The sequence below is a fragment of the Streptomyces coeruleorubidus genome (assembly GCF_008705135.1).
Lineage (GTDB): Bacteria > Actinomycetota > Actinomycetes > Streptomycetales > Streptomycetaceae > Streptomyces > Streptomyces coeruleofuscus.
Genome location: NZ_CP023694.1, coordinates 825,842 through 838,662 on the forward strand (window position 1 = coordinate 825,842; position 12,821 = coordinate 838,662).

The following is a 12,821-nucleotide window of genomic DNA, read 5'->3' on the forward strand; positions in this document are numbered from 1 at the left end:
TCACGCCCTTTCGAGGAGACGCCGGCAGCCCTGGGCGATGCGGGCGCGATCGGGCACGTACGCCTTCTCCAGGACCGGGGAGAAGGGAACCGGGGAGAAGGGGGCGCCGATGCGCAGGACCGGCGCGTCCAGGTAGTCGAAGGCGGAGTCCTGGATCTGGGCGGCTATCTCCGCGCCGAGCCCGCCGAAGGTGACGGCCTCGTGCACCACGAGCACCCGGTTGGTGCGGCGGACGGAGGCGAACATCGTCTCGGTGTCCAGCGGCTGCACGCTGCGGGGGTCGATCACCTCGATCTCCACGCCCTCGGCCGCCAGCTCGTCGGCTGCCGCGAGGGCCTCCCCCACCATGCGGCCCAGGGCGATCACCGTGACGTCGGAGCCGTGCCGCGCGGTGTGCGCCTGGCCCAGCGGGATGCCGTAGATCTCCTCGGGCACCTCACTGGTGCTGCCGAGCAGGACCTTGTTGAGCATGATGACGACCGGGTTGTCGTCCCGGATGGCCGAGACGGTCAGGCCCTTGGCGGTGTACGCGTCGCTGGGCATGACCACCTTGAGGCCGGGCACGTGGGCCAGCCAGGCCTCCAGGCTCTGGCTGTGCTGCGCCGCGGCGCCGAGGCCCGCGCCGGAGGCGGTGGTGATGGTGAGCGGCACGGACAGCGCGCCGCCGAACATGTACTTCATCTTGGCGGCCTGGTTGACGATCTGGTCGAGGCAGACGCCGATGAAGTCCATGAACATCAGGTCGACGACGGGCCGCAGGCCCCGGGCGGCGGCTCCCACACCGAGGCCGACCAGGGCGGCTTCGGAGATGGGGGTGTCGATCATGCGGCGGGGGCCGAACTCGTCGAGCAGGTTGTCGAACATGCGGAAGACGCCGCCGTATCCGGCCACGTCCTCACCGGCGACGAAGACGTTCTCGTCCTCGCGCATGGCCTGCGCGAGTCCCTCGTTGAAGGCCTTGACGTAGGACAGCTTGCGGGGGGCGGCGACCGGGGTGACGGCCGGTGCCTCGGTGGTGGTGGTCATGGCGGTCATCCCGAGTAGACGTTGAGCAGCAGGTCGGCGGGGTCGGGCAGCGGGCTCGCCTCGGCGTACGCGATGGCCTCGGCGATCTCGTCGCGCGTGCGCTGCCATACGTCGTCCAGCTCCGCACGGGTCGCGGTGCCGTCGGCGACGGCCCGGGCCTCCAGCAGGTCGATGGGGTCACGCGCCTTCCACTCCGCGACCTCCTCGTCGGAGCGGTAGGGGTGCCGCAGGCCCTTGACGCCCTGGTGGTCGAAGAAGCGGTAGGTCTTGGCCTCGATCATCATCGGGCCCGCGCCGGACCGGGCCCGTTCCACGGCTTCGACGGCGGCCCGGTGGACGGCGACCGCGTCCATGCCGTCGACGATCACGCTGGGCATGCCGTAGGCGGCGGCGCGGTCGGCGACATCGGTGAGCAGCATGTGCGCGGACTGCGGGGTGAACTCCGCGTAGCCGTTGTTCTCGCAGACGAAGACCACGGGCAGGCCGAGGATCGCGGCCATGTTGGCGCCCTCGTGCCAGGCGCCGATGTTGGTGGCGCCGTCGCCGAAGAAGGTCACGGCGACGTTGTCCTCGCCCTTGTACCGGGCGGCGAATGCCGCGCCCACGGCGATCGGGACGCCGGCCCCTACGATGCCGTTGGCGCCGAGCATGCCGCGGGTGAGGTCGTTGATGTGCATGCTGCCGCCGCGGCCGAGGCAGGCGCCGGTGACCCGGCCGTACAGCTCGGCGTACATCTCGCGGAAGCCGACACCCTTGGCCACGGCGTGCCCGTGGCCGCGGTGGGTGGAGGTGATCTGGTCGTCGTCGCGCAGGGCCGCCATCACGCCGGCGGCGACGGCTTCCTGGCCGACATAGAGGTGCAGGAAGCCGGGCAGTTTGCCGGCCTCCATGAGCTTTCCCGCCTCGGTCTCGAAGAGCCGGATGCGCACCATGCGCTCGTGGAGGTCCTTGATGACCTGCGCGCTGACCTGCGTGGATTTCTTCGACGCCGTTGACACTCGTTGAGCCACCGTCCGCCCCTTCGTCCGAGGGAGGTTGCCAAGCAATCGGACTTACTTGTGCCGATCTACAGTAACCAGCAAAGGCACCTTACTGAACAGCGTCTCTAATTACTATGGTCCGAGCCGGGGTCGTCGGCACGCGCGTCCACCAACTCCACGACATTGCCCTCCGGATCGACCCAGAAGCCGGGCATCCGCGGTCGGCAGCGCCACCACCACAGGGCCCATGCCGTCGAGATGGAAGGTCGGATACGACAGCCCGAGATGCCCGGCCGGCAAGGCCACAGCGCCCGCCGACACCGCCGCCGACCGGGGAAGGATCAACTTCACGCACCCCCCGGAGGGCGTCCCCAGCCAGGCCACCACCAGCTCGCCGCCGAGCCTGGCCGGGCCGCCGACGGACTCCGGTACGCCCGAGCGGCGCTCGGCGCGGCAGCCGAGCACGTCACAGTAGAAGCGCTCCATCAGACACCGAGCGGCAACTTCGCCACTTTCTATTGACAGACCACACTAAGTGCTGTTGTCGTTTCGGACACAGCCCAGCTGTCGCGTTCCGAAGCCGGTCACCGGCTCGCGGCTGGGAGGATGTGAGGACATCGTGGTCCAAACCAGTTCGCCGGAGATTCGGGGAACAGACGCCGAGCCCAGGTCGTCGATCCCGGCACCGTCGGCCCCCTCGGCCCCCGAGTACTCGTCGTGGATCAGCCAGGACCGGTCCACCGACGCCGCGTCCCTGACGATGCGGCGGGAGGCCGCCGAGCTCGTCGAGCGTGTGATGACGCACTACCGCGACAACACGACGCACGAGGCGGACGGCCAGTGGACGGAACCCGTCGCCAACTACCTCGACGCCGACCGCTGGCAGCGCGAGACGGACGCTGTCCACCGCGGCGTTCCCCTGCCGCTCGCCATGTCCTGCGAGCTTCCCGGGCCGAACACCTACAAGGCGATCGACGTGCTCGGCATGCCCGTGCTGATCACCCGTGACCGTCAGGGCACCGTGCACGCGATGATCAACGCCTGCCGGCACCGGGGAGCCAAGCTCCTCGAACCCGGCTGCGGGGTGTCGAAGCGGCTCACCTGCCCCTACCACTCCTGGTCGTACGACCTCGCCGGAGAGCTGCGGGGCGTGTACGCGGAGAAGACCTTCGGCGAGGTGCCGCGCGAGGGCCGCAGCCTTGTCCGGCTCCCGGCCGGGGAGCGCGCGGGGATCGTCTTCGTCTCGCTGGACCCGGCGGCCGAGCCCGACCTGGACGCCTGGCTGGGCGACCTCCAGCCCCTGCTGGAGGGCCTCCGGCTGGCGGAGTGCCACCACTACGCCACCAGCGAGCTGACCAGTCCCAACTGGAAGGTTACCCTCGACGGGTACCTGGAGACGTACCACTTCGCCTCGCTGCACCCGAAGACGGTGTTCGAGACGAACCTCTCGAACATGATGGCTCACGACACCTGGGGCCCCCACCAGCGCATCGCGCCGGCCCTGCGCCCCATCGCGCAGGCGGTCGAGCTGCCGCCGGACCAGCGTGACCCCGGGGACTGTGTCGGGCCCATCTACTGGCTCTTCCCGGGCCTGGCGATCGCGGGCGGCTGGCGCCAGAAGATCGCCGTCTCCCTGGTGCTCCCCCGGACGGCGACCGAGTCGGTGACCCAGCAGATCATCCTGCTGCGGGACCCGGCGGTCACCGAGGAGGAGCGCCAGGCCGCCGACCGGTTCGGCGCGTGGTTCCACGAGGTGGTCCGCGACGAGGACTACGCGACCACCTACGGAGTCCAGCAGGGCCTGCAGGCCCTCGACGGGACCGACTTCGTCTTCGGACGCAACGAGCCCGGGCTCCAGCACTTCCACCGCACCATCCATCAGCACCTGGACACAGCAGCCCCCAGAGCCGCCAGGTGAGCAACCAACAAGACTCGCGGGAGAACACCATGGTGGCTACGGGCAGCCTCGACGGACGTGTCGCGGTGATCACGGGCAGCACGCGCAGCATCGGCCGCGCCATCGCCGAGGCCTTCCTGGCCGACGGCGCCACGGTCGTCGTCAGCGGCCGCAGCGAGGTCAAGGGCAAGCAGGCCCTGGAGGAGATGGACGCCGGGGACCGGGCCGTCTTCCACCCCTGCGACGCCAACAGCCAGGAGGACATCGAGGGCCTCGCCGACTTCGCCGCCGAGCGCTTCGGCAGGCTCGACATCTGGGTCAACAACGTCGGCGGCAGCTCCGGCTTCGCCCCGATCCACCAGCTCAGCGACGAGGCCTGGCACGACGCCCTCAACCTGAACGTCAACGGCTACTTCTACGGCACCCGCCGGGCCCTGCCGAAGATGCTGGAGGGCGGCTGGGGCCGCATCATCAACATCTCCTCGGTGGAGGGCAAGCAGGCCAACAAGCCCGCGATCAGCCACTACATCACCAACAAGCACGCCATCCACGGCCTGACCAAGGCGACCGCCTTCGAGTACGGCACCCTGGGCATCACCTGCAACGCCATCTGCCCCGGCGCCGTCGACACCGACCTCATGCGGGCCGCGGGTCCCGCCGCCGCGGAGGCGGAGGGCATCTCCTACGAGGACTGGCTGGGCCGCTTCGCCGAGCACGCCGCCACCAAGAAGATCACCACGGTGGAGCAGGTCGCGGCCGTCGCCTCGCTGCTCGCGAGCGAGGCGGGGGCGGGTATCACCGGCACGCTGATCAGCGTCGACGGCGGAACAGCGCAGTGGTAGGCGCGGGTACGGACAGCGGGAGACCTCGGTCATGAAGAGCTGGATCACGGACTGGCAGCGCAGTGAGCGACTGCCGCACTACACCCGGGCCAACGCGGGCGAGACCCTGCCGGAACCGGCCAGCCCCCTGGGCTGGACCCTGGTCTGGGGACGGGGCCTGCAGGGCTGGCGTCGCGGCTTCGTCGGGTTCGGCATCTACCGCGAGGAGGAGGTGGCCGGCCCCCGGCCGCCGTTCGTCGGCATGTTCGGCGGCCACTTCTACCTGAACCTGTCCCATATGCGGCTGTTCGGCATCCGTATGGGTCAGACGGCGGACCAGATCGACGCGGCCTTCGTCGGTCAGCGCTCCGACACGCCGGTGTACCTGGCGCACCCGGACGACCAGGACGAGGAGCTGACCGCCAAGGCGGGCGCGACGCTCCAGCGGATGCTCGGCCAGGCCGGCTTCCCGGAGGCCGACGCCGACCGGGAACGGCTGCGCGCCCTGCGCCGCTCGCGACCCGACTTGACGAGGCTGTCCGACGCCGAACTGGTGGCGCACGTACGGTCGTTGCTCGACGAGGTGGAGACGACCTTCCAGCGGCACGTCGAGTCGTCGCTGCCCGCGTCCGTCGGGCCGGCGATCCTCGGCCCGCTGTGCGCGAGCGTGGACCGCCCCGGCGCCATGCTCGACCTCATCGGCGGTCTCGGCGACGTCGACTCCGCCTCCCCGTCGACCGGGCTGTGGACGCTGTCCCGGCAGGTGGCGGCCTCGGCCGAACTGAGCGCGCTCTTCGACCAGGGTCCGGCCGCGGTGGAGCGGGCGCTCGACGGGGCGAGCGGGGACGTGAAGGCGTTCCGTGACTCCTTCGAGGAGTTCCTCGCGGAGTCCGGCGACCGCGGCCCCAACGAGTGGGACATCCACGCGCTGTCGTGGGAGGCGGCGCCGGTCCAGGCGCTGGCCCTGGTCGACCGGATCCGGCACAGCCCCGACGACGACTCCCCGGCCGCCCGGCGCACACGGCTGACCGAGGGGCGCGAGCGGACGGCACAGGAGATCCGGGCCGTGCTGCCCGAGGAGGCGCAGCCGATGTTCGACGCCGGTATGCACGCCTCCCAGGTATGGATCCCGGCCCGCGAGCGCACCAAGGCGAACTGCGTCACCGTCGTCAACGAGATCCGCATGGCCGTACGGGAGCTCGGCCGTCGCGGTGTCGCGGCGGGGCTCTTCGCCCGGCCCGAGGACGTGATGATGCTGCTGGACACCGAACTCGACGGCTACGTCGCCGCTCCGGAGTCCTTCGGCCCGGTGATCGCGCGTCGGCTGGAGGAGTACGCGGGTCTGCACGAGCTGGAACCGCCGTTCTTCGTCGCCGACGACGCGCAGACGGAGATCGACACCTGGCCGCGCCGCGCCGAGGAGCGGACCGAGGCGGCCGTCGAGGGCGATGTGCTCGGCGGTGTCGGCGGCAGCCACGGCACGTACACCGGCAGGGTGCGGGTGGTCACCGACCCGGCTTCGTGCGAGGCGCTGGAGCCCGGCGAGGTGCTGGTGGCGCCGATCACGGACGCGGCCTGGACCCCGCTGTTCCTGGTGGCCGGCGCGGCCGTCGTGGACGTGGGGGCGCTCAACAGCCACGCCGTGGTGGTCTGCCGTGAGCTGGGCATCCCGGCCGTGATCTCCGTCGAGGGCGGGACGCGGCGGCTGCGGGACGGCATGGTGATCACGGTCGACGGTGAGCGGGGCACGGTCACCGTGGACAGTGTTCCCGCCCCGCTCGGCATCTGAGAACTCCGCGGGCCCGTCGCTTCCCTGCACCGGAGCGACGGGCCCGCGGGCACGACCTGGAAAGGATCGCCATGGCTGAGGAACTCATCGTCTCCGGCTGGATGGACTATGAACCCGGCGACCGCGACACCGTGCTGGCGGCCCTCGTCGAGCTGGGCCGGCGCACCCGCGAGGAGGAACCCGGCTGTCTGGACTACGCGATGACCGCCGATCCCACCGACGAGCGCCGTATCCGCGTGTACGAGTACTGGACCTCGCGGCAGGCCCTCGACGAGCACTTCGCCACCCCGCACATCGAGGACTTCCGGACGGCCGTCGCGGGGCTGGCCCGGGTCGGGGTCTCGCTGACGGCCCACACCGTCGCCGCGTCACATCCCATGCGCTGAAGCGGCGCCCCGGCCGGGGCGCCGTTGCCGGCAGTCTCAGTGGGAACCGTCCAGCCGCACCAGCATCTTGCCGACGTTGCCGCCGCCCAGCAGGGACAGCAGCGCCCCCGCGGCGTTCTCCAGGCCGTCGACGACCGTCTCGCGCGCGGTGATCCGGCCCTCGGCGAGCCAGCCCGCGACCCGCTGCTCGAACTCCGGCCGCAGGTCCTCGTGGTCGCGGACGATGAACCCGGACAAGGTCAGCCGCTTGAGGACCGCCTGGATCAACTGGTTGATGTCCACGGTCCGCCCTGCGCCGCCGAACTGCGACATCATGCCGCACAGGGCGACCCGGCCACCGGTGCGCAGTGCGTGCAGGGCGGCGGCGAGCTGCTCACCGCCGACGTTGTCGAAGTACACGTCGATGCCGTCGGGTGCCAGCCGCGCCAGCGCGTCGCGCACCGGCTCGGCACGGTAGTCCGCGGCCGCGTCGTAGCCGAACTCCTTCACCAGCAGGGCGCACTTGTCCGGCCCTCCGGCGGTCCCGATGACGCGGTCCGCGCCCAGCAGACGGGCGAACTGGCCGGCGGCGGTGCCGACGGCGCCGGCCGCCGCCGACACGAAGACGGTGTCGCCCGGCCGCAGTCGCGCGACACGGGTCAGGCCGACGTACGCGGTGAATCCGGTCTGGCCGAGCAGGCCCAGCCAGGTGGGCAGCGGCGCGAGGTGCGGGTCGATGCGGCCGGCGCCGTCGGCGGACGCCGCGTCGAGCACGGCCCGCTCCCGCCAGCCGAGCTGATGGCGTACGTACGTGCCCGGCGGCACCGAGGCGCAGCGGCTCTCCTCCACGACACCGAGGGCGCGGCCGTCGAGCGGCGAGCCCGGGGTGAAATTGTGCGTGTAGTGCTTCTCGGTGGTCGACAGCCGCCCGCGCATGGACGGGTCGACGCTCATGTAGAGGTTGCGGACGAGCAGTTGTCCCTCCCCCGGGGCCGGCAGCGGGCGCTCCTCCACGACGAAGTCACCGGGAAGCGGTTCTCCGTCGGGCCGGCGCGCCAGGCAGACCACCCGGGTGGTGCGTGGCGTCACGGGGTCACTCCTCCGGCTGCGGGGTGGTGCGCCGCTGGGCGAGGCGGCCGACCCAGCCGGCCATCTGGAGGTCGGCGTGGCGCAGTTCGCCCGACTGCCACCGGGCCTGGAAGTCGAAGACGCCCCGCACCCCTGTCCTGGGATCGGTCACCTCGACCAGGCCGTCCTCGGTGAGCCGGTACACATGGCCGGTCAGCGGGTGGATCACTTGCTTGGACATGGGGGTCTCACTCCTGCACTCGGCGGCGTACGCCGCGCTTGGTCACGGTCACCGGGCCCTCGACCCGGAGCCGGCAGGCGAGCCGGGTCAGGCCGTCCACCGGTCTGCGCAGTGCCTCGATGCCCTCGCGCTCCAGCGGGCCCACGGGGGAACAGTTCTCGGCGCCCTCCTCGACCTGGACGAAGCAGGTACGGCAGGTGCCCTTGCCGCCGCAGACGGTGGGCCAGCGGTAGCCGAGGCGCCCGGCTGCGGTGAACACGTCCTCGCCGTCGAGGACTTCGAGCTCGACGCCGGAGGGCCTGACCGCCACCCGGTGGGTCATCTGCTCATCCACTGGTCGAGCGTCTGGTTGAAGTGGCGGATGCGGCTCTCCTGGTAGTTCGCCAGGGTGATGCCCGGCTTGCGCATCGCCTTCAGGCCCTGCTGGACGTAGGGCAGGTTCTCGCAGTCCTGGTCGAAGACGGGCCCGAGCACGCCGAGTTCGGGGATGTCGGCGAAGAGTGTGTCCTCGGGCACCCAGCGGATCTTCGCCGGGGGCGGCGTCTCGCCGGGCTGCTTCGGGGACGACATGAAGATGATCTCGGCGGTGCAGGAGTCGGGGTCGAGGCCGTTGGGCCGGAACCGGTAGATGATGTTCGACTTGGCGCCGCCCCAGGGGTTGAAATTGGGGAACAGCAAGTAGTTGATGGCGTCCAGCAGCTCGGTGTCGGGTGTCTGCGAGAAGTCCTGCTGCGAGGTGGCCGCCAGTTGTTCGCGCATCCGCGCGGCGAGGACCTGCCGGGCGGTGCCGCCGGGCGGGATCGCCGGCAGCTCGTCACCCTCCTGCATGACCAGGTCACGGCCCTGGGCGGCGGAATAGAACGATCGCGAGTCGTAGAAGGTCTCCAGGACGTCCTCCTCCGTGACCGAGTCCGCCACGTGCGGGCTGGGCGCGCCCTGGATGTTGATCATCCGGTTCCAGTTCGGCTGGTCCGCCATGACGTCGTACTGCGAGTTGGCGTCGGCGAGCCACGTCAGCATCTGCGGATGGGTGGCGATCACGTGGAAGGACTCGATGAACGCGTCCTGCGCGACCTTCCAGTTGCAGGGCAGCACCTTGGCGATGTGCAGCGACTTGTAGCGGTTCTCCAGCGGCCAGATGTAGTAGTCGTCGAAGGTGCCGCGGTAGCTGTCGAAGGACTCGGCGTACGGGTCCATGTTGATGAAGACGAAGCCGCGCCAGGTCGCCACCTGGGCCTCGGGGAGGGCGAACTTCTCCGGGGTGACGTGCGGGAAGTCCCAGGCGCAGGGCGGGGTCTGCATCGTGCCGTCGAGGTTCCAGGTGAAGCCGTGGAACGAGCAGCGGAACTCGCTGACGTTGCCGCCGCCGGTGCGCAGTTTGCGTCCGCGGTGCAGACAGACGTTGACGTAGGCGCGGATCTCGTCGGGAGCCGTGCGGACGACGATGAGGGAGTCGTCGCCGATCTCGTAGACCTCGTGGTCGCCGACCTCGGGGATCTCGCTCTCCAGGCAGGCGAACTGCCAGACGCGCCGCCAGACCTGCCGCATCTCGCGTTCGGCCCACTCGCGGGAGGTGAAACGGGCGGTGTCGATGTCCTCGCTGCCGAGGTAGTCGTTCCGCTCGTACCTCAGGGCGGGGGGAACGGGACGGCTGTCCTGGTCGAGGTAGTCCTGAACGCTGGGCCCGGGGCACCGTGCCGTGGCCGGTTCCGACGTTTCGTCCATCATCTCTCCTCCGGCAGAAACTTTAGATTGAGTGTAGTTACCGGTTGCCGCAGGGAGCAACACTCATACCGGTGGACGATCTCGTACCTGACGAGGTCACCGCAGTTTCGCACCGTTATTCCGGAATTTCTTGCGGCAACCCTCTCCCCAAGCCTGCTGGGGCATGTCACACTCCGACCCACTTGAGGCTGTAGTGCCTCATAAGTTTCTACGTCACCCCACGGGAGCGCTCAACGATGAGTTCCAGACCCCGTCGCGCGGTCCGCCGCGCCATCACCGCGACCCTCCCCGTCACCGCCCTGCTCGCCCTCGCGGCATGCGGCACCGGGACCACTCCGGCCGCCGACTCGACACAGGCGGGGGCGCCCGGCTCCCCCGGCCTGACCGCGGCCCGCGCAGCCCTGGCGAAGTACTCCGCACGACCGGCCACGATCTCCGTGACCGAGCCGGTGGGCAAGGCGATCCCCAAGGGCAAGACAATCGACTTCATCCTCTGCGGCGTCCAGTCCTGCAAGGACCTCGCCGACTTCTTCACCGAGGCCGCGAAGGAACTCGGCTGGCAGGTCAAGCAGATCGCCACCCAGGGCACCCCGGAGTCCGTCCAGGCCGCCTACGAGCAGGCCGTACGCGACAAGCCGGACGCCGTCGTCGCCTCCGGATTCCCCCGTGCCGTCTACGCCAAGCAGCTGGCACAGCTGAAGGCGGCCGGCATCCCCGTCATCCAGTCGAACGCGGACGACGTGGCGGGTGACGGCATCTCCCTGCTGAAGAACGGTCCGAAGGACGTCGGCGTCCAGGGCGAGATGCTCGCCTCATGGGTGGTGTCGAACAGCGGCGCCAAGGCGGACACCGTCTACTTCGATCTGCCGGCCTACACGATCCTCAAGCCCGTCAAGGACTCCTTCGCGGCCAAGTACAAGGAATGGTGCGACGGTTGCGCGCTCGACAACGTCGACGTGCCGATCACCTCGGTGGGCAAGGACATGCCGGACCGCGTGGTGTCGTACCTCCGGTCGCACCCGAAGGTGACCCATGTCGTCTTCTCCCTGGGCCTGCTCAACGTGGGTGTGCCGGCCGCGCTGAAGACCGCCGGGATCACCGGCAAGCACATCGTCGTCAACGTCGGTGACGCGCAGAACTACCAGTACATCCAGGGCGGTCTCACCGACGGCGCGATGGCGCTGAACTCGCACGAGACGGCCTGGATCCAGGCCGATGCGCTCGCCCGGCACTTCACCGGCCAGCCCATGGCGGTGGACCAGAAGGCGGCGCTGCCCAACATGCTCGTCACCAAGGACAACCTGCCCTCCGCCGACGGCGACTTCCCGATCGTCGAGGACTACGAGAAGCAGTTCAAGGCGCTGTGGGGACTGAGTTGACCGGGCCGGTCCTGCGGGTGGCCGCCCTGTCGAAGAGATTCGGCGGCACCCAGGCGCTGAAGGACGTCGATCTCGAGGTCCTGCCCGGCGAGATCCACGCCCTGATCGGTCCCAACGGCTCAGGCAAGTCCACCCTCATCAAGATCCTCGCCGGCTACCACCACGCGGAGCCCGGTGCGGTGGCCGAACTCGACGGCGAGCCCTTCGGCCTCGGCCAGGTCGCGGCTTCCCGCCACGACCGGCTGCGCTTCGTCCACCAGGAGCTGGGGCTGGTGGGCGAGTTGAGCGCCATCGACAACCTCGCGCTCAGCCACGGCTTCGCCCGCACGGCGTTCGGCAACATCCGCTGGCCGGAGATGGAGCGGCGGACGAGCGCCCTCGTCGAGCGGTTCGGCCTCGGCATCGACGTACGCAGACCCCTGGTGACGGCCACCCCTGTCCAGCGCGCGGTGGTGGCCATCGCCGCCGCGCTCCAGGGCTGGGAGGGCCGCCGCGGGGTCCTGGTGCTCGACGAGCCCACCGCCGTGCTCCCGCCCGGCGAGGTGGCCCGCCTCTTCGACATCGTGCGGGAGGTCCGCGACGCCGGCGCCGGTGTCCTGTACGTCTCGCACCGGATGGACGAGATCTTCGCTCTCGCCGACCGGGTCACCGTGATCCGCGGCGGGCGCCGGATCGCCACCCGCCCGGTCGCCGAGCTCACTCCGCGCCTGCTGGCGGAGCTGATGGCGGGCGAGGACATGGAGACCACCCACCGTCCGGCACCCCGCTCCGGTCCCACCAACCCCGTGCTGGAGGTCCGCGACCTGTGGGCCGGGCCACTGCGGGGAGTCGACTTCGACCTGGCCGGGGGCGAGCGCCTGGGCATCACCGGGCTGGTCGGCTCCGGCCACGAGATCGTGCCGTACGCGGTGTGCGGGGCGCATGCCGGGCGGGTGAGCGGCAGGCTGCGGCTGCCGGAGCGCTCCGAGCGGTGGACCGAGGCGCGTGACGCCGGCGGCCTGGGTCTTCCCCTGGTCCCTGCGGACCGGGCGGGAGAGGGAGTGATCGGCGATTTCTCCGTCGGCGAGAACCTCACCCTGCCGCTCCTGGACCGGCTGCGCTCCCGCTCCGGGCGGCTCCGTCGGCGCCGCGAGTCCGCCCTGGCTCAGGACTGGATCCGCCGGGTCGGAGTGCGTACGGCAGGACACGCAGCCCGGATCACCACGCTGAGCGGCGGCAACCAGCAGAAGGTCGTCATGGCCCGCTGCCTGGCCGGGCGGCCGCCGGTGCTGGCGCTGTGCGAACCCACGGCGGGCGTGGACATCGCCACCCGCCTTCAGCTGTACGACCTGATTGGGCGTCAGTCCGACGAGGGCATGGGCGTCATCGTGTCCTCCTCCGACACGCAGGACCTGCTCGCGCTGTGCACCCGCGTCCTGGTGGTGCGGGACGGCCGGATCGCACGGGAGATCAGGGGCCGGGACATCACCGAGCCCGCGCTCGTGCACGCCATGGAAGGAACCGAGTGACATGAGCCCTGGAAGGAACCGA

The 12,821-nt window shown here is 70.5% G+C and carries 13 protein-coding genes; 7 read left to right on the forward strand and 6 right to left on the reverse strand.

Features of this window, described 5'->3' with window-relative positions:
• Together CP976_RS03825 and CP976_RS03830 are read right to left on the reverse strand one after the other, a co-directional pair.
• Nucleotides 1-1,026, reverse strand: a complete 1,026-nt coding sequence (locus CP976_RS03825) for an alpha-ketoacid dehydrogenase subunit beta (protein ID WP_150479015.1) — start codon at nucleotides 1,024-1,026, stop codon at nucleotides 1-3.
• Between the two features lie 5 nt (nucleotides 1,027-1,031).
• The gene (locus CP976_RS03830) at nucleotides 1,032-2,036 is read right to left on the reverse strand and encodes a thiamine pyrophosphate-dependent dehydrogenase E1 component subunit alpha (protein WP_229876266.1); all 1,005 of its coding nucleotides are present in this window, start codon (nucleotides 2,034-2,036) and stop codon (nucleotides 1,032-1,034) included.
• A gap of 217 nt (nucleotides 2,037-2,253) precedes the next feature.
• Between CP976_RS03830 and CP976_RS42775 the strand changes: the two genes are divergently transcribed.
• The 5 genes from CP976_RS42775 to CP976_RS03855 all read left to right on the forward strand — a co-directional run bounded on the left by CP976_RS42775 (nucleotide 2,254) and on the right by CP976_RS03855 (nucleotide 6,899).
• Nucleotides 2,254-2,481 carry a hypothetical protein gene (locus CP976_RS42775; protein ID WP_167537270.1) on the forward strand — a complete coding sequence of 76 codons (228 nt, stop codon included), beginning with the start codon at nucleotides 2,254-2,256 and terminating at the stop codon, nucleotides 2,479-2,481.
• Nucleotides 2,482-2,625: 144 nt separating this feature from the next.
• A complete protein-coding gene (locus CP976_RS03840) occupies nucleotides 2,626-3,924 on the forward strand; it encodes an aromatic ring-hydroxylating oxygenase subunit alpha (RefSeq protein ID WP_150479016.1) in 1,299 nt (432 codons plus the stop codon).
• Entirely contained in the window at nucleotides 3,921-4,745 is an 825-nt protein-coding gene (locus tag CP976_RS03845) for an SDR family NAD(P)-dependent oxidoreductase (protein ID WP_229876267.1), read from the forward strand. The genes CP976_RS03840 and CP976_RS03845 overlap by 4 nt, the downstream gene beginning before the upstream one ends.
• 31 nt (nucleotides 4,746-4,776) lie before the next feature.
• On the forward strand, nucleotides 4,777-6,513 hold the full coding sequence (locus CP976_RS03850) for a PEP-utilizing enzyme (RefSeq protein WP_150479017.1): 1,737 nt from the start codon (nucleotides 4,777-4,779) through the stop codon (nucleotides 6,511-6,513).
• A 71-nt stretch (nucleotides 6,514-6,584) separates the two neighbouring features.
• Nucleotides 6,585-6,899: a putative quinol monooxygenase gene (locus CP976_RS03855; protein WP_150479018.1), complete on the forward strand. Its 315-nt coding sequence runs from the start codon at nucleotides 6,585-6,587 to the stop codon at nucleotides 6,897-6,899.
• A 36-nt stretch (nucleotides 6,900-6,935) separates the two neighbouring features.
• Here the strand turns inward: CP976_RS03855 and CP976_RS03860 are convergent, their stop codons facing one another.
• From CP976_RS03860 to CP976_RS03875, 4 genes are read right to left on the reverse strand one after another with little or no spacing between them, the layout of a single operon-like run.
• Nucleotides 6,936-7,967 (reverse strand): NADP-dependent oxidoreductase, encoded by a 1,032-nt coding sequence (locus tag CP976_RS03860; protein ID WP_150479019.1) that lies wholly within the window; start codon nucleotides 7,965-7,967, stop codon nucleotides 6,936-6,938.
• A 4-nt stretch (nucleotides 7,968-7,971) separates the two neighbouring features.
• Entirely contained in the window at nucleotides 7,972-8,187 is a 216-nt protein-coding gene (locus CP976_RS03865; RefSeq protein WP_150479020.1) for a transposase, read from the reverse strand.
• Between the two features lie 7 nt (nucleotides 8,188-8,194).
• Nucleotides 8,195-8,521, reverse strand: coding sequence for a 2Fe-2S iron-sulfur cluster-binding protein (locus CP976_RS03870; RefSeq protein ID WP_229876269.1), 327 nt, complete (start codon nucleotides 8,519-8,521; stop codon nucleotides 8,195-8,197).
• Nucleotides 8,506-9,912: an aromatic ring-hydroxylating oxygenase subunit alpha gene (locus CP976_RS03875; protein WP_229876270.1), complete on the reverse strand. Its 1,407-nt coding sequence runs from the start codon at nucleotides 9,910-9,912 to the stop codon at nucleotides 8,506-8,508. The genes CP976_RS03870 and CP976_RS03875 overlap by 16 nt, the downstream gene beginning before the upstream one ends.
• Nucleotides 9,913-10,148: 236 nt before the next feature.
• Here CP976_RS03875 and CP976_RS03880 point away from each other — a divergent pair, with 236 nt between their 5' ends.
• Nucleotides 10,149-11,291 carry a sugar ABC transporter substrate-binding protein gene (locus CP976_RS03880; RefSeq protein ID WP_150479022.1) on the forward strand — a complete coding sequence of 381 codons (1,143 nt, stop codon included), beginning with the start codon at nucleotides 10,149-10,151 and terminating at the stop codon, nucleotides 11,289-11,291.
• A complete protein-coding gene (locus tag CP976_RS03885) occupies nucleotides 11,276-12,799 on the forward strand; it encodes a sugar ABC transporter ATP-binding protein (protein WP_150479023.1) in 1,524 nt (507 codons plus the stop codon). Before CP976_RS03880 ends, CP976_RS03885 begins: the two co-directional genes overlap by 16 nt.
• Nucleotides 12,800-12,821 lie beyond the last annotated feature (22 nt).

Excerpts from the sequence above, each read along its gene's own strand:
- CP976_RS03825 (WP_150479015.1), bottom strand. The coding sequence starts at position 1,026 with ATGACCACCACCACCGAGGCACCGGCCGTCACCCCGGTCGCCGCCCCC.
- CP976_RS42775 (WP_167537270.1), top strand. The coding sequence starts at position 2,254 with ATGCCGTCGAGATGGAAGGTCGGATACGACAGCCCGAGATGCCCGGCC.
- CP976_RS03850 (WP_150479017.1), top strand. The coding sequence starts at position 4,777 with ATGAAGAGCTGGATCACGGACTGGCAGCGCAGTGAGCGACTGCCGCAC.
- CP976_RS03855 (WP_150479018.1), top strand. The coding sequence starts at position 6,585 with ATGGCTGAGGAACTCATCGTCTCCGGCTGGATGGACTATGAACCCGGC.
- CP976_RS03865 (WP_150479020.1), bottom strand. The coding sequence starts at position 8,187 with ATGTCCAAGCAAGTGATCCACCCGCTGACCGGCCATGTGTACCGGCTC.
- CP976_RS03875 (WP_229876270.1), bottom strand. The coding sequence starts at position 9,912 with ATGGACGAAACGTCGGAACCGGCCACGGCACGGTGCCCCGGGCCCAGC.
- CP976_RS03880 (WP_150479022.1), top strand. The coding sequence starts at position 10,149 with ATGAGTTCCAGACCCCGTCGCGCGGTCCGCCGCGCCATCACCGCGACC.